The sequence below is a fragment of the Streptomyces sp. NPDC003248 genome (assembly GCF_055563235.1).
The window spans coordinates 411,155-426,880 of the sequence record NZ_JBVHDT010000004.1 but is presented as its reverse complement, the minus strand read 5'-3'; the positions used below and the strand labels follow the sequence as shown (position 1 = coordinate 426,880).

The window sequence follows — 15,726 nt, the reverse complement described above, 5'->3', positions numbered from 1 at the left end:
CCATGAGCCATCCCGTTGACAGTGTGGTCAGCGCCGTCCGCACCTACATCGAGCGCCACCGTGCCGCCTTCCTCGACGACCTCGCCGAGTGGCTGCGCATCCCGTCGGTGTCGGCCCAGCCCGACCACGCGCCCGACGTACGCCGCAGTGCCGACTGGCTCGCCGGCAGGCTCAAGGAGACCGGCTTCCCGACCGCCGAGGTCTGGCAGACCCCCGGCGCGCCCGCCGTCTACGCCGAGTGGCCGTCCGAGGACCCCGGGGCACCCACCGTCCTGGTCTACGGCCACCACGACGTGCAGCCCGCCGCCCGCGAGGACGGCTGGGACGGCGACCCCTTCGAGCCCGTCGTCCGCGACAACCGCCTCTACGCGCGCGGGGCGGCCGACGACAAGGGCCAGGTGTTCTTCCACACCCTCGGCGTCCGCGCCCACCTCGCCGCCACCGGCCGCACCACCCCCGCCGTCACCCTCAAGCTGCTGATCGAGGGCGAGGAGGAGTCCGGCTCCCCGCACTTCCGCGCCCTCGTCGAGGAGCACGCCGAGCGGCTGGCCGCCGACGCCGTGATCGTCTCCGACACCGGCATGTGGTCCGAGGACACCCCCACGGTGTGCACCGGCATGCGCGGCCTCGCCGAGTGCGAGATCCGGCTGTCGGGCCCCGACCAGGACATCCACTCCGGCTCCTTCGGCGGCGCCGTGCCCAACCCGGCCACCGCGGCCGCCCGCCTCGTCGCCGCCCTCCACGACGAGCACGCGCGCGTGGCCGTCCCCGGCTTCTACGACGGCGTCCTCGACCTCACCGACCGCGAGCGCGCGCTCTTCGCCGAGCTGCCCTTCGACGAGCGGCAGTGGCTGCGCACCGCCAGGTCGCACGCCGCCCACGGCGAAGCCGGGTACACCACCCTGGAGCGCGTCTGGGCCCGTCCCACCGCCGAGGTCAACGGCATCGGCGGCGGCTACCAGGGCCCCGGCAGCAAGACGATCATCCCGTCGTCGGCCTTCGTGAAGCTCTCCTTCCGGCTGGTCGCCGGGCAGGACCCCGACCGGATCGAGAAGGCCGTCCGGGCCTGGGCCGACGAGCAGGTGCCCGCCGGGATCCGGCACGAGATCACCTTCCTGCCGGCCACCCGCCCCTGCCTGACACCGCTCGACCACCCGGCCCTTCAGTCCGTGGCCCGCGCCATGGGCCGGGCCTTCGAACGCCCCGTCCGCTTCACCCGCGAGGGCGGCTCGGGCCCGGCCGCCGACCTCCAGGAGGTGCTCGGCGTCCCCGTGCTCTTCCTGGGCATCTCCGTCCCCTCGGACGGCTGGCACGCCCCGAACGAAAAGGTCGAGCTGGACCTGCTGCTCAAAGGCGCCGAGACCGCCGCCCACCTCTGGGGCGACCTCGCGGAGACCTGGCGCCATGCGCCCTGACGTCCCCGCTCCCTGCGGAGCGACCCACCGCGCGCGGCACACTGGAGTGACCGCCCCGCCCCACGGCACCGCACCCGACCCGGTCGCCCTCCGCCGCCCGTCCCGCTGAACCGCCCGCCGAAAACAACCGTTCCACCGGGGGAGTTGGAAGCAACCCGTGACCACCTGGACCGACCAGAACGCCGACCGACCCATCTCGCTCACCGCCCCGAGCGGCGTCGACCGGGCCGCCCACCACCGGCTCGACGAGGCCTGGCTCGCCGCGGCGTGGAGCCACCCCACGACCCGCTGCTTCGTGGTCTCCGGCGGCCAGGTCCTCATCGACGAGACGGCCGACGGCCGGACCGAACTCGTCATGACGCCCTCCTTCGAGGCCCCCCTGACCGAGGCGCACCGCTACTTCCTCGGCATCGACGAGGACGGCGTCAGCTACTTCGCCCTGCAGAAGGACGGCCTGCCCGGACGCATCGACCAGTCCGCCCGCCCGGCGGGCCTGCGCGAGGCGGGCCTGCTGCTGTCGCCGCGCGACGCCGGACTGATGGCGCACGCCGTCGGGCTGGAGAACTGGCAGCGCACCCACCGCTTCTGCTCCCGCTGCGGCGAGCGCACCGTCATTGCGGCGGCCGGCCACATCCGCCGCTGCCCCGCCTGCGGCGCCGAGCACTACCCGCGCACCGACCCGGCCGTGATCATGGCCGTCACCGACGAGGACGACCGGATCCTGCTGGGCCGCCAGGTCCACTGGCCGGAAGGCCGCTTCTCGACGCTCGCCGGCTTCGTCGAGCCCGGCGAGTCCATCGAGCAGTCGGTGCGCCGCGAGGTCTTCGAGGAGGCCGGCATCACCATTGGCCAGGTCGAGTACGTCGCCAGCCAGCCCTGGCCCTTCCCGTCCAGCCTGATGCTGGGCTTCATGGCCCGCGCCACCTCCGTGGACATCGACGTCGACGGCGACGAGATCCACGAGGCCCGCTGGTTCTCCCGGGACGAACTGAGCGCCGCCTTCGAGTCCGGCGAGGTCCTGCCGCCCTACGGCATCTCGATCGCGGCCCGCCTGATCGAGCTGTGGTACGGCAAGCCCCTGCCCACCCGCAGCTTCGTCTGACCACGGCGAAGGGGGCCGCCCCATCGCGACGGCCCCCTCCGCGGCTGTGCCGCCGACGGCCTACCGGTCGCCGCTCACACGCCGACCTTCTGCTTCACCTGCGCCAGCGACGGGTTCGTCAGCGTCGAGCCGTCGGCGAAGAGCACCGTCGGGACCGTCTGGTTCCCGCCGTTCGCCTTCTCGACGAACGCGGCCGACTCGGGGTCCTGCTCGATGTTGATCTCGGTGTACGCGATGCCCTCACGGTCCAGCTGGCTCTTCAGCCGACGGCAGTAGCCGCACCACGTGGTGCTGTACATCGTCACAGTGCCCTGCATCTCGCTCGCGCTCCTCTGGCAGCTCGGGAAGGTCGTCCGAGGGAGGAACGCACGAGGCCGGGCCGCCATTCCCGCCCGGGGCACACGCCCGACGTGACACCCGCCGCACCTGCCGCTTCGGCCCTCCGCGACGCCGGCCGCCTCGGCCCCGCGTGACGCCTGCCGCACCGGCCTCCCGTGACGCCTGCCGCATTAGTACGACGAAAGGTGCCCGCCTGTGGACAACCGGCTCGTCCGTCACGGGCGACCTGGCAGCATGGCTGTGTGACAGCAGCAACGCACTCCACCCTCTTCCCGCAGGTACCGGACTCGGCCGACGCGGTGCTCGAAGGGCTCGACCCCGAGCAGCGCGAGGTGGCCACCGCCCTGCACGGCCCGGTGTGCGTGTTGGCCGGGGCCGGCACCGGCAAGACCCGGGCCATCACCCACCGCATCGCCTACGGGGTGCGCGCGGGCATCCTGCACCCCTCCAGCGTGCTCGCGGTCACCTTCACCAACCGCGCCGCCGGCGAGATGCGCGGCCGGCTGCGCCAGCTCGGTGCCCAGGGCGTCCAGGCCCGTACCTTCCACTCGGCGGCGCTGCGGCAGCTGCAGTACTTCTGGCCGAAAGCGATCGGTGGCTCGCTGCCCCGGCTCGTGGACCGCAAGATCCAGCTCGTCGCCGACGCGGCGGCCGTCTGCCGCCTGCGGCTCGACCGCGGTGAGCTGCGGGACGCCGCGGCTGAGATCGAGTGGTCCAAGGTCACCCAGACCGTCCCCGCGGACTACCCCTCGGCCGCGGCCGAGGCGGGCCGCGAGGCCCCCCGCGACCCCGCCGAGATCACCCAGCTCTACGCCGCCTACGAGGACCTCAAGCGCGAGCGCGCCGTCATCGACTTCGAGGACGTCCTGCTGCTGACCGTCGCCGTCCTCCAGGACCGCCGCGACATCGCCGAGCAGGTCCGCGCCCAGTACCAGCACTTCGTCGTCGACGAGTACCAGGACGTCAGCCCCCTCCAGCAGCGGCTGCTGGAACTGTGGCTCGGCGAGCGGGACAGCCTGTGCGTGGTCGGCGACGCGAGTCAGACGATCTACTCCTTCACCGGAGCCACCCCCGACCACCTCCTCGACTTCCGCACCCGCCACCCCGGCGCCACCGTCGTCAAGCTGGTCCGCGACTACCGCTCCACCCCCCAGGTCGTCCACCTCGCCAACGGCCTGCTCGCCCAGGCCCGCGGCCGTGCCGCCGACCACCGCCTGGAACTGATCTCCCAGCGCGCCCCCGGTCCCGAGCCCGTGTACGCCGAGTACACCGACGAACCCGCCGAGGCCGAGGGCGCCGCCCGCCGCATCCGGGAACTGCTCGACGCCGGCGTCCCGGCCGCCGAGATCGCCGTCCTGTTCCGCACCAACGCCCAGTCCGAGACCTACGAGCAGGCGCTGGCCGACGCCGGCATCCCGTACCAGTTGCGGGGGGCCGAGCGCTTCTTCGACCGGCCCGAGGTGCGCAGGGCGATCACCGCGCTGCGCGCTTCCGCCCGCTTCGGCCGCAACGACACCCTCCTGGAGGACACCGTCGACCTGCCCTCCCAGGTCCGCGCCGTCCTCTCCGGCGAGGGCTGGACCTCGCAGCCGCCGGCCGGCTCCGGCGCCGTCAGGGAGCGCTGGGAGTCGCTGGCGGCCCTGGCCGACCTCGCCCAGGACTTCGCCGCCGCCCGCCCCGGCGTCACCCTCGCCGACCTGGTCACCGAGCTGGACGAGCGGGCGAACGCCCAGCACGCCCCGACCGTCCAGGGCGTCACCCTCGCCTCGCTGCACTCGGCCAAGGGCCTGGAGTGGGACGTCGTGTTCCTGGTCGGCGTCGCGGAGGGCATGATGCCGATCACCTACGCCAGGACCGACGAGCAGATCGAGGAGGAACGCCGCCTCCTCTACGTCGGGGTCACCCGGGCCCGCGAACGCCTCCACATCTCCTGGGCCCTCTCCCGCGCGCCCGGCGGCCGTCCCAGCCGCCGTCCCAGCCGCTTCCTCGACGGGCTGCGCCCCGGCTCGGGCCCCGCCGCCGGCCGGACCGGAACCGCCGTCGGCGGAGGCGTCGAGCACGGCCACCGCACTGCCAGGACGAGCGCCCCCGCCGTACCGCGCCGGACCCACCGCGTGCCGGCCCGCTGCCGGGTCTGCGGACGCACCCTGACCGACGCCGGCGAGATGAAACTGATGCGCTGCGAGGACTGCCCGTCCGACATGGACGAGGGACTGTACGAACGGCTGCGGTCCTGGCGCGCCCTCCAGGCGCGACGCAACGGTCAGCCGGCCTTCTGCGTCTTCACCGACAAGACACTGATGGCGATCGCGGAGGCGGTTCCCGAGGAGGCGGGCGAACTCGCGCGGATCGCGGGCGTCGGCATGCGCAAGTTCAACCGCTACGGAGCCGATGTGCTGGCCATCTGTGCAGGCCAGGACCCGGAAGGGGGCGCCGGGGACGATTGATCCGAACTCGTCGAAAAAATAGTTTGCGCATGCCCCAGCGATCCCCATAGGTTCTTAGGCACGAGACCGGAGGCCTTCTCGAAGGCCCTGATCCCGTGCTGTACTTACATATCCGTCGGACTGGGCTCACCCCGGTCCCCCGAGACGCCGAGAGGAGGCGATTCCAGTGATCATCAACAACGCCGGTTCCATCAGCACCGCCAAACTGACCGATCCCTCGATCGTCTCCCTGTGCATGCTCGGCGGCTCCGACCTGGGCACCGGTCTGTCCGGCATTCGTGCCGACCGGCTGGCCTCCTCCTCCGTTGCCCCCGCGGGCCTTCCCGTCCGCGAGCGCAGCGAGCGACCGACCAAGGCACTGGAAGCGGCAGTAGCGGCACAGGCGAAGGCCTATGCCTTTACGGCGACCGGTGCCGGATACCGGAAGCAGACGACGCAGCACCACCTGATGTGGGCCTTCCGTGGGCCACAACCCTGGAGTGATCCAGCCTGATTCTCAGGCCGGCGCCTTCAGGGCCGCGGAACCCCATCCGGGATCCGCGGCCCTTCTGTTTGTCCTCCGACGGGACGACGGAGCGAAGGGGCCTCGGGACAAGAAAAGAACCCGGTACTCAGCCGCCACCCGGCCCAACAGGGCCGGAACGACCAGACGAGGAAGACGAACCGTGCAACTCGAAGCGCACGCCCCGTCCGTACCGCCTTCCGAGACGATCCCCCCGCCCGGCCCCACGGAGGACTCCACCTTGACCCCGCTCACCGCGCTGACCGCGCTCGACGACGCCATCGAGAACCTCGGCGTACCCGTCCCCTGCCGCTCCTACGACCCGGAGGTCTTCTTCGCCGAGTCCCCGGCCGACGTCGAGTACGCCAAGTCCCTGTGCCGCACCTGCCCGCTGATCGAGGCCTGCCTCGCCGGCGCCAAGGAGCGCCGCGAGCCCTGGGGCGTCTGGGGCGGCGAGCTGTTCGTCCAGGGCGTCGTCGTCGCCCGGAAGCGGCCGCGCGGCCGCCCGCGCAAGAACCCGGTCACGGCATGAACACCGCAGGAACGATCGATCGCCCCCTCACGCACGACCCCAAGAAGCAGGCCCCGATGAAGCCGTCCACCAACGAGCCCGCAGGCTCCGCGACCGAAGACGTCACCACCACCGGCGCGATCGACTCGCGTCAGAACAGGACCCGAGAGATGCAACTCATCCCAGAAGCCTTGGCGCGTGCGCATATGCACGAGCGCCTGCGCGAGGCCGAGCAGGAACGCCGGGCCCTGCGTCTGGCGACCGCCCGCCGGATGCAGCGCCGGGCCGAGCGCGCCTCGCTGCGTGCCCGCCGGGCGCTCGCCATGGCCGTGATGCAGTAACCCCTCCCACCTGAAGCGGTGACCTCCCGGCAGGGAGGTGGAGCTCTCCTCGCGGGGGCCGGTCCGTCCGAACGGACCGGCCCCCGCCGCGCGTTGCCCCGGCGATGCACCGGCCGCGGCGCCGCCGTCCGAGGGACGCCCGCGCCCTCGGACGGTTCACGCCTCCGCCACCAGTTCCTCCGCCACCGTGCCCTCCTCAGGGACGAACCCCGGAAGCCACTCCTCCAGCTCCTCGCGCAGCCGCACCGTCGCACCGAGCTGGCACAGCACCCCGATGGTGCTCAGGGTCACCCGGTGGATCAGGAGATACGCCGGGGGCAGGTTCAGCTGCTTGCCCAACTGATGGGCGGGGGACCGCGGATCGGCGATCCTGGCCGCCTGACTGCGCATCCAGTCACGGGTGAACGTGAACTCCTCGGCCCGCGCCGGCTCGATGATCGGCAGCAGGTAGTCGAGGACCGCGTCCGGATCCAGCTCGATGGACTCCTTGACGAAGCCCTCTGCACACAGAAGGGCGTACACCGCGTCCGCCTCGCCGTCGAGCGTCATCCGCAGGGACTCGCCGATCGGCTGCGGCAGGCCACCCGAGAGCCGGTCGACCGTACCGAAGTCGAGCACGCCCAGACGCCAGTCGTCCTCGCCCCCCGGACCGCCGGGCAGCAGCCGGAAGTTGCCGGGGTGGGGATCGGCGTGCAGCAGACCGGTGCGCGCCGGGCCGGAGAAGAGGAAACGCGACAGCAGCTGACCGGCCCGGTCCCGCTGCTCCCGCGTGCCGCCGGAGATCACCTCGGACAGGGGCACCCCGTCGATCCACTCGGTGACCAGGACCTGGTCGCACTGGTGGACCACCGCGGGCACCACGACGTCGGGGTCGTCGGCGAACTCCTCCGCGTGCTCCCGCTGGGCCCGCGCCTCCAGGCCGTAGTCCAGTTCCTCGGAGACGCGGTCCCGCAGCTCGGTGATCAGCGGCTTGACATCCATGCCGGGAACCAGCGGGCCCAACAGCCGTGCGAACCTGCTGAGTTGGGTGAGGTCGGAGAGGAGGGCCTCGCCCGCCCCGGGGTACTGGACCTTGACCGCGACCTCGCGCCCGTCGTGCCACACCGCCCGGTGCACCTGGCCGATCGAGGCGGCCGCGGCCGGTTTGTCGTCGAACTCCAGGAACAGCTCGGGCCAGTCCTCGCCGAGGCGTTCGGCGAGCACCGAGCGCACCGTGCGGGTCGGCATCGGCGGGGCCGCTTCCTGGAGTTTGGTGAGGGCCGCCCGGTAGGGGCCGGCGATCTCCTCGGGCAGGGCGGACTCGAAGACGGACAGGGCCTGCCCGAACTTCATCGCACCGCCCTTCAACTCGCCCAGCACCTTGAACAGCTGTTCCGCCGTGCGCTGTTGCAGCTCACGGCCGACGATCTCCGCGGACTCGCCCACGATCCGTTTGCCCAGCCCCCAGGTGGCCCGGCCGGCGAAGCCGAGCGGGAGCGCGGCGAGCTTGGCGGTCCGGGTGACCGCCTTCCGGGGAAGATCAGACATGCGCCCTCCAAGTCCCAGCCGGCCGCGCCGCGTCCGTCGTACGGCCCGAATCCTTCGAATGCCGTTGCCCCGCCATTGTCGCGCGCGATCCCCCGTCCTCGGAGGGGTGTTCCGCGCTGCCCTTCCCCGCGGCCCCGCAGGGGCACGCGGAGTGGCCCGGCACCGGCCGCGCGTGCCACTGGAGAGCGGGTGGCGAGACCTCCCAGCGGGCCCCGGCGCTCGACGGGAGCCGGCCGTCGAGGAAGGTCAGCGCGTGGGCGGCCGCCAGTCCGGCGACCGTCGTGGCCAGCGCCAGGTCGCAGGCCCGGGCCGGGCGGCGCCTCCCGGAGTGCCACTGCGCGACCAGCCGCGGCCAGGTCGGGTCGCGGTCGGCGCGCGCCCGGTGCAGACAGCCGGCGCATCCCGTCTCACCGGGCAGGACGAGCGGGCCGACCACGCCGGTCGCCTCCACCACGCCCGCGTGGAGATGGGGTGTCCCCGAGGCGACCAGGGACTCCGAGGCCGACGGCGGGGGCGCGTGCACGGACACGTCGTCCCTCGGGGCGAGCACCACCAGGGAGAAGCCCGGGGCGTGCGTCCCGGCCGGTGACCGCGCGCCGGCACGGGGCGGGCGGCCCGGAGCGGCCCGGCGCGCCGCGCGGCGGGCGGCCTCGCCCCGGCGTTCACCGACCGCCTCGGCCGGCAGGCCGCCCGGGGCGACGTCCCCCGGCTCCACCCGGCCCTCGTCCCGTACGTCCACCTCACCGACGCCGGCCCCCGCCAGGAGGGAGGCCAGCACCGCGCCCACCCGCCCCGCGCCCCGGACCTGCACCCGCAGCCGGCGCCGGGCGGCGAGCCGCCCGTACGCCTCCCCCGGGTCCGACGTCGTCAGCGACAGCGAGGCGAGGTCCGGGCGCAGCCGGTCCAGGACGTCCCGGCTCTCCCTCAGCGCGTCGGCGTCCGGCCCGCCGCCGCGCGCGTCGTCCAGCAGACCCGCCTGCGCCAGCCGCTCCACCAGCCGGTCGACCCGGCCGTCGGGCAGATTCCTGCGACGCCCCTCCTCCCGCAGGAGCGAGAGCCCCCGGGTGCCGTCCAGCTGGTCCAGGAAACCGGCCGTCGCCGCATCCAGCGGGCCGAGCGTCATCGCGTGCGCCGGTGCCATGCCGAACTGCACGGTGTTCAGGTCACGCCAGCCGCGCCGCAGCGCGGGCTTCACCATCGGATGCATCGAAGACCCCCGTCCGCCTGGAACTTCCCCGTACGCCGGCGGAGCGGGGACGTGGAGGCGACCTCGCTCCGCCGACGAGTGCCAGCATGCCGGGCCCCGCCGGCAGGCGCCGAAAGTTGTCCACAGGCAGACGGATTCGTCGTACAAATCAGTCGTTTGCGGTGGACACCGGGACGGGCGGCTGCGTGGCCGGGGCGGAGCGACGGAACCGAACCATCCCGGGGGCGGGACTTCCGCCGTGTGCAGCGGGTAACGTCTTGGCGTGCCCGCCGACCCACCGCACCGCGCCGGAACGCCACAGCGCAGCACGACGAGCCAGCCGCCGAGCGGCCACGGGGCGAGCGCGATCGAGGTCCGCCGGAGCGCCCGCCGACGCCGCACGGTCTCCGCGTACCGCGAGGGCGATCGCACCATCGTGCTCATCCCTGCCCGCATGTCCGAGGCCGAGGAACAGCGCTGGGTGAGCGTCATGCTCGACAAACTCGCCGCCCAGGAGAGCCGGCGCGTGCCCGGCGACGCGGAGCTGGCCGAGCGCGCCGGACGGCTGTCGGCCCAGTACTTCGGCGGCCGGGCCCGCCCCGCGTCGGTCCGCTGGGTCACCAACCAGAACACGCGCTGGGGCTCGTGCACGCCCGCGGAGGGAAGCATCCGCCTGTCGCACCGGCTGAAGGGCATGCCCGAGTACGTCATCGACTACGTACTCCTCCACGAGCTCGCGCATCTGCTCGTGCCCGGCCACGGCCCCGACTTCTGGCGGCTGCTGGAGGCCTACCCGCGCACCGAGCGGGCCCGCGGCTACCTCGAGGGCGTGGCCGCCGCCGCGCGTCTGCCGCATCCGCCCGGCGCCCGCGACGAGTGAGGCGGCCGCGAGGACCGTCCGGCACCCACGCGCGCGGGTTGTGTACCGGGTCTGTACCGACCTCGTCCGATGTCCGAGTTAGCCGTTAGCCTGGCGCGACGCACTCGCCATCGGGATGGGGGACGGTCGTTACGCATGCCCAGGGAATTCCAACGCGGCCACAAGGCCAGGATCAGTGACCTCACGGCGGGCACCGATCTGTACGTAGGCGTGCAGATCTCCGCCCCCGGCCTGACCTTCGACATCAGCTGCTTCGGCCTCGACGCCGACGAACGGCTCTCGGACGACCGGTACTTCGTCTTCTTCAACCAGCCGAAGTCCCCCGAGGAGTCCATCCAGCTGCTGGGCGCCCAGGCCGGTGACACGGAGTCCTTCCGCGTCACCCTGGACCGGATCCCGCCGCAGATCCAGAAGCTGTCCTTCACCGCGACCATCGACGGCGCCGGGCAGATGTCGCAGATCGACCCCGGGTACATCCGGATCGTCGCGGGCGGCGAGGAGGTGGCCCGCTACGCGTTCGACGGCGCGGAGTTCTCCACCGAACGGGCCGTGATGCTGGGCGACTTCTACCTGAAGGACGTGTGGCGCTTCGCGGCCGTCGGGCAGGGTTTCGACGGCGGTCTGGAGGCGCTGCTGAGGAACTTCGGCGGAGAGGTGCTGGAGGAGGAGGCGCCCGCCGCCCCGCAGCAGCCGCAGGCCGGTGCCGCCCCGGGCTTCGCCCCGCCGTCCCAGGCCGCCGCCCCGCCCCCCTTCGGCGCCCCCTCCGCTCCGACGCCCCCGCCCGCCCCGGCTCCCGCGCCGCAGCAGCCGCAGCCCGCGGCGCAGGGCTTCGCCCCGCCGGCCGCGCCGCCCGCGGCCGCGCCCCCGCCGCCGGCCCAGCCCGTGCACACCGCGCCGACCATCGTCGCGCCCATGACCCCGCCCGGCGGCGCCCAGGTCCCGCCGCCGGGCCCCGCTCCCGCGCCCTACGGCCAGCCCGGCCAGCAGCCGCCGCACGGCCGGCCGCCCCAGCAGCAGCCCTACGGCCAGGCCGCCGCACCGACCGCCCCGCCACCGCCCGGCTACGCCCAGCCCCAGGCCCCCCAGGCGCCCCAGGCCCCGCCCGGCTACGGCCAGCAGCCCCCCTTCGGACAGCCGCCGGGCCAGCAGCCCTACGGTGTGCCCCCGCAGGGCACGCCCCAGGGCGGCGCCGGGGTGACCGCCGCGCTCGAGCAGTTCAAGGAGACGCCCACCGGGCAGCGCTGGACGCAGCAGAACCGGAAGATGGTCCGCGTCGACCTCGGCATCGGTGGCCAGCCCGTGCTCGCCCGCCAGGGCAGCATGGTGCTCTACCAGGGCAAGGTCGATTTCAGCTACAAGGGCGCCGGGTTCGCCGGCCGGATCGTGGGCAACGCGACCGGCCAGGAGATGCAGCTGATGCGCTGTACCGGCCAGGGCCAGGTGTTCCTCGCCGAGGACTCCACCATGCTGCACCCCATCGAGCTCCAGGGCGACGGCATCTGCGTCTCCGCGGAGAACGTCCTCGCCTTCGACGAGAGCCTCCAGTACGAGGTCCGCCGCATCGAGGGGCACGGGATCCCCGGCGGAGCGCTCTTCACCATGCAGTTCACCGGTACCGGCACGATCGTCGTGAAGACGCACGGCGCGCCCGTCGTCCTGCCGGTCACCCCCACCACCTTCGCCGACTGCAACGCCGTCGTCGCCTGGTCGGCGGCCTCCCAGGTCGTCGTCTCCAGCCAGGTGCGGATGCGCCGCAACGCCTACCCGGGCGACACCGGCGAGAGCGTCAACCTCCAGTTCCGGGGCGCGCCCGGCAACTTCATCGTCGTCCAGCCGTACGAGGTCTGAGGGAGCCCGTCATGAACCAGCCGCTCGCGGGCTACGCCCCGGCACCCGTCACCGCCCGGATGGAGAACCACGGCAACCACATGCTGAAGGTCGCCCTCCAGACCGGAAACGACCTCTTCGCGCGCGTGGGCTCGATGGTCGCCTACGAGGGCTTCATCCAGTACGAGCCCAACCCGCCGGCCGTGCGCCAGATCGCGCGCGACTGGATGACCGGCGAGGGCGCACCGCTGATGAAGTGCTCCGGCGACGGCCTGCTCTACCTCGCCGACTACGGCGCCGACGTCGTGGTGATCAACCTCAACGGCGACGGCATCTCGGTCAACGCCACCAACCTGCTCGCCTTCGACGCGCACCTCACCTGGGGCGTGGAACGGGTCAAGGGACTGGCCAAGTTCGCCGGACAGGGCCTGTGGAACACCAAGATCTCCGGACAGGGCTGGGTCGCGCTGACCTCCCGGGGCAAGCCGATCGTCGTCGACTGCGGCGGCGGCGAGAACGAGACGTACGTCGACCCCGACGCGCTCGTCGCCTGGTCCCCGAACCTCAAGGTGAAGGGCAAGCGCAGTTTCAAGGCGCAGTCGCTCCTCGGCCGGGGCAGCGGCGAGGCCTTCCAGATGGCCTTCTCCGGCGAGGGCATCGTCGTCGTCCAGCCCAGCGAGGACAGCACCGACCGCCTCCGGGTCCGGGGCTGAGGGGGAGCCAGTCACCATGCAGAGCCCGCTTTTCGCCTACAACGACCAGCAGACCCAGGAGCGCTGGAGTCTGCAGAACAAGCAGATGCTCCGTGTCGTCCTGGAGGGCCACGACGACATCCTCGCCCGCAAGGGCACCATGGTCGCCTACCAGGGCCTCGTCGAGTTCGACGCCGAGTTCCGGAGCAACAGCCAGTCACGCGCGCGTGCGCGCACCGGTGAGGGCCTGGACCTGATGCGGTGCCACGGCCAGGGCACCGTCTTCCTCGCCAACCTGGCCCAGCACGTCCACCTGGTGGACGTGGACCAGGACGGCCTGACCGTCGACAGCAGTTACGTGCTGGCGATGGACTCCTCGCTGCACCACGAGGTCATCGCCGTCGACAGCCTCTACGGCATCTCCGGTTCGGGGAAGTACCAGCTCAACATCACCGGCCGGGGCCGGGTCGCCCTGATGACCTCGGGCGCCCCGCTGATGATGCAGGTCACACCCGACAAGTACGTCAACTGCGACGCCGATGCGATCGTCGCCTGGTCCACCGGGCTGCGGGTGCAGATGCAGGCCCAGACGCACTCCTCCGGGGTGTGGCGGCGCCGCGGCAACACCGGTGAGGGCTGGGAGCTCAGCTTCATGGGCACCGGCTTCGCCCTCGTCCAGCCCAGTGAACTGCTCCCGCCGCAGAACGCCCAGATCGGCTCGGGCCTCGCCGCCCAGTACGGCATGGGGCAGCAGGGGGCGCGCGGGCAGAACCAGGGCAACGTCTGGAGCTGACCGCCCGCGGAGCACGCGCGTAAGGGGCGACCGTCCAGGAGGTCGCCCCTTACTCACGCGTCGGACCGAAGACGCGCGCGGGTGGCTCGCAGCAGTCGTACGACGGAGTCGTCCGCCACGTCGGCGACCTCCGTGTACGCGAACCAGCGCAGGTCGAGGGACTCGTCACTGATGGCCTCCACGGCCCCGGCCGGGGCCAGCGCGGCGTACTGGACGTCCAGATGCCAGGCGCAGGGCGTGTGATGCCGGTCCAGTCGCACCGGGCCGCCCGGCAGCAGCGTCAGCCCCGGGATGCCGGACTCCTCGGTCGCCTCCCGCAGGGCGGCGGCCGCCAGCGTGTCGTCGGCCGGCTCGCAGTGGCCGCCCATCTGCAACCACATGCGCATCTTCTTGTGGAGGGTCAGCAGGACGCGTCCCCGCTCCGGGTCGATCACCAGGGCGCTCGCCGTGATGTGCCCGTCCCCGCAGGCCTTCCACATGCCGTCCGGGTGGCTCTCGAGGTGCTCCAGGTAGGTCTGGCGCAGCTCCTGCTGGTCCTCGTAGCCCTTCAGCACGAGGACCGCGTCGTCATGGAGGCTCACTCGGTGCCGTCGCCCTCGTCCTGCTCGTCCTTCTTCCTCAGGTCCGGCTTCTCGCCGGTCCCGCCGCTCGCCGCCTCGCCGAGCATCTTGTCCCACTCGGAGAAATCCATCTGCTCGCGGTGCACGAAACCGTCGGGGTCGTCCAGGTCACCGGCCGTCGGCAGCATGTCCGGGTGGGCCCACAGGGCGTCACGGCCGTCGACGCCGCGCGCGTCCGTCAGCGAGGCCCACAGGCGCGAGGCGTCGCGCAGACGGCGCGGGCGCAGCTCGAGACCGATCAGCGTGGCGAACGTCTGCTCCGCCGGGCCGCCCGAGGCGCGGCGGCGGCGCAGGGTCTCACGCAGCGCGTCCGCGGACGACAGACGGGGCTTCGCGGCCGCGTGCACCACGGCGTCCACCCAGCCCTCGACCAGCGCCAGCGCCGTCTCCAGACGGGCCAGCGCGGCCTTCTGCTCGGGGGTGTCCTCCGGCTGGAACATGCCCTGCTGGAGCGCGTCCTGCAACTGCTCGGGGTTCTGCGGGTCGAACTGGCCGACCACGTCCTCCAGCTTCGCGGTGTCGACCTTGATCCCGCGCGCATAGCCGTCGACCGCGCCGAACAGGTGCGAGCGCAGCCACGGCACGTGCGCGAAGAGACGCTGGTGGGCGGCCTCCCGCAGGGCGAGGTACAGCCGCACCTCGTCCTTGGGCACGCCCAGGTCCCTGCCGAACCCGTCGATGTTCACCGGGAGCAGCGCGGCCTTGCCGGCCGGGCCCAGCGGCAGGCCGATGTCGGTCGAACCGACGACCTCGCCCGCGAGCACGCCGACGGCCTGCCCGATCTGCGAGCCGAACATGGCGCCGCCCATCGAGCGCATCATGCCGATCAGCGGGCCGGCCATGGCCTGCATCTCCTCCGGCAGCACGTCGCCCATCGCCGTGCCGACGCGCTCGGCGACCGGGTCCACCAGCTCCTTCCACGCGGGCAGCGTCGCCTCGACCCACTCCGCGCGCGACCAGGCGACGGCCGAGCCGGCGCCGGACGGCAGGGACGTCACGTCGTCCAGCCACAGGTCGGCCAGGCGGACGGCCTCCTGCACGGCGGTGCGCTCGGCCGGGCCGATGCTGGAGTCCTTGACGCCGTCGGAGGTGCCCTGCGACACCGTCTGGCGGGCGATCTGCTTGGCCATGTCCCAGTTCACCGGGCCGCCCTCGTAGGAGAGCATCTGGCCCAGCTGCTGGAACGCGGCGCCCAGGTCGGTGGGGTTCAGCGAGCCGAACACGGCAGCGAGCGGGTTGTCGGCTCCCGGACCGCCCGGGCCGCCGAAGCCTCCGGGCTGCCCGAAACCGAACGGGTTGGCCGGTCCCTGACCACCGCCGCTCTGCGGGTCCTTCTTCTTGCCCTCGTCGCCGTCCTCCGGCTCCTCCGGCGGAAGGCCGAATCCGAATGGGGTGTCACTCACGGGGTTCCTCGGCTGGTAAGGCCACCGGCTCTCGTCCGGCGGCGCGGCTGCCCTGCAACACCACCCAGCGTAGACACCCCGGCTCGATCGGGCCTCGGTGCTTCGCCGACTCTCGGCCTGCGGCAGGATGGATGCCACCTG

15 protein-coding genes are annotated in these 15,726 nt (G+C 72.9%); 10 read left to right on the top strand and 5 right to left on the bottom strand.

Annotated features, from left to right (window positions below):
- The first annotated feature begins 2 nt into the window (after positions 1-2).
- Both ACZ3KJ_RS13575 and nudC read left to right on the top strand, forming a co-directional pair.
- Positions 3-1,415 (top strand): dipeptidase, encoded by a 1,413-nt coding sequence (locus ACZ3KJ_RS13575; RefSeq protein ID WP_467526709.1) that lies wholly within the window; start codon positions 3-5, stop codon positions 1,413-1,415.
- A gap of 157 nt (positions 1,416-1,572) precedes the next feature.
- Complete coding sequence (nudC, locus tag ACZ3KJ_RS13570; protein ID WP_467526707.1) at positions 1,573-2,517, top strand: NAD(+) diphosphatase; 945 nt, start codon at positions 1,573-1,575, stop codon at positions 2,515-2,517.
- Positions 2,518-2,591: 74 nt separating this feature from the next.
- On the opposite strand, the gene ACZ3KJ_RS13565 is transcribed toward nudC, so the two are convergent.
- Positions 2,592-2,834 carry a mycoredoxin gene (locus ACZ3KJ_RS13565; RefSeq protein ID WP_037937849.1) on the bottom strand — a complete coding sequence of 81 codons (243 nt, stop codon included), beginning with the start codon at positions 2,832-2,834 and terminating at the stop codon, positions 2,592-2,594.
- Between the two features lie 207 nt (positions 2,835-3,041).
- Between ACZ3KJ_RS13565 and ACZ3KJ_RS13560 the strand changes: the two genes are divergently transcribed.
- From ACZ3KJ_RS13560 to ACZ3KJ_RS13545, 4 genes are all read left to right on the top strand, one after another.
- Positions 3,042-5,303, top strand: coding sequence for an ATP-dependent DNA helicase UvrD2 (locus ACZ3KJ_RS13560; RefSeq protein WP_467526705.1), 2,262 nt, complete (start codon positions 3,042-3,044; stop codon positions 5,301-5,303).
- Between the two features lie 166 nt (positions 5,304-5,469).
- A complete protein-coding gene (locus ACZ3KJ_RS13555; RefSeq protein WP_467526703.1) occupies positions 5,470-5,796 on the top strand; it encodes a hypothetical protein in 327 nt (108 codons plus the stop codon).
- Positions 5,797-5,968: 172 nt separating this feature from the next.
- Positions 5,969-6,337 (top strand): WhiB family transcriptional regulator, encoded by a 369-nt coding sequence (locus tag ACZ3KJ_RS13550; RefSeq protein ID WP_388567928.1) that lies wholly within the window; start codon positions 5,969-5,971, stop codon positions 6,335-6,337.
- Entirely contained in the window at positions 6,334-6,657 is a 324-nt protein-coding gene (locus ACZ3KJ_RS13545) for a hypothetical protein (RefSeq protein ID WP_467526701.1), read from the top strand. The genes ACZ3KJ_RS13550 and ACZ3KJ_RS13545 overlap by 4 nt, the downstream gene beginning before the upstream one ends.
- A gap of 156 nt (positions 6,658-6,813) precedes the next feature.
- Here ACZ3KJ_RS13545 and ACZ3KJ_RS13540 read toward each other — a convergent pair whose 3' ends face one another.
- Both ACZ3KJ_RS13540 and ACZ3KJ_RS13535 read right to left on the bottom strand, forming a co-directional pair.
- Positions 6,814-8,184, bottom strand: coding sequence for an ABC1 kinase family protein (locus ACZ3KJ_RS13540; RefSeq protein WP_467526699.1), 1,371 nt, complete (start codon positions 8,182-8,184; stop codon positions 6,814-6,816).
- Positions 8,177-9,391: a TOMM precursor leader peptide-binding protein gene (locus ACZ3KJ_RS13535; RefSeq protein WP_467526697.1), complete on the bottom strand. Its 1,215-nt coding sequence runs from the start codon at positions 9,389-9,391 to the stop codon at positions 8,177-8,179. Before ACZ3KJ_RS13535 ends, ACZ3KJ_RS13540 begins: the two co-directional genes overlap by 8 nt.
- 262 nt (positions 9,392-9,653) lie before the next feature.
- Here ACZ3KJ_RS13535 and ACZ3KJ_RS13530 point away from each other — a divergent pair, with 262 nt between their 5' ends.
- The 4 genes from ACZ3KJ_RS13530 (at position 9,654) to ACZ3KJ_RS13515 (ending at position 13,562) form a co-directional block, all read left to right on the top strand.
- Positions 9,654-10,250: a M48 metallopeptidase family protein gene (locus ACZ3KJ_RS13530; RefSeq protein ID WP_467526695.1), complete on the top strand. Its 597-nt coding sequence runs from the start codon at positions 9,654-9,656 to the stop codon at positions 10,248-10,250.
- Between the two features lie 135 nt (positions 10,251-10,385).
- On the top strand, positions 10,386-12,098 hold the full coding sequence (locus ACZ3KJ_RS13525) for a TerD family protein (RefSeq protein WP_467526694.1): 1,713 nt from the start codon (positions 10,386-10,388) through the stop codon (positions 12,096-12,098).
- An 11-nt stretch (positions 12,099-12,109) separates the two neighbouring features.
- The gene (locus tag ACZ3KJ_RS13520) at positions 12,110-12,790 is read left to right on the top strand and encodes an AIM24 family protein (RefSeq protein ID WP_389514042.1); all 681 of its coding nucleotides are present in this window, start codon (positions 12,110-12,112) and stop codon (positions 12,788-12,790) included.
- A 16-nt stretch (positions 12,791-12,806) separates the two neighbouring features.
- Complete coding sequence (locus tag ACZ3KJ_RS13515) at positions 12,807-13,562, top strand: AIM24 family protein (protein ID WP_467526692.1); 756 nt, start codon at positions 12,807-12,809, stop codon at positions 13,560-13,562.
- Between the two features lie 53 nt (positions 13,563-13,615).
- Here the strand turns inward: ACZ3KJ_RS13515 and ACZ3KJ_RS13510 are convergent, their stop codons facing one another.
- Positions 13,616-14,143 (bottom strand): NUDIX hydrolase, encoded by a 528-nt coding sequence (locus tag ACZ3KJ_RS13510; protein WP_389514044.1) that lies wholly within the window; start codon positions 14,141-14,143, stop codon positions 13,616-13,618.
- Complete coding sequence (locus tag ACZ3KJ_RS13505) at positions 14,140-15,585, bottom strand: zinc-dependent metalloprotease (protein WP_467526690.1); 1,446 nt, start codon at positions 15,583-15,585, stop codon at positions 14,140-14,142. Before ACZ3KJ_RS13505 ends, ACZ3KJ_RS13510 begins: the two co-directional genes overlap by 4 nt.
- Positions 15,586-15,726: the final 141 nt, after the last annotated feature.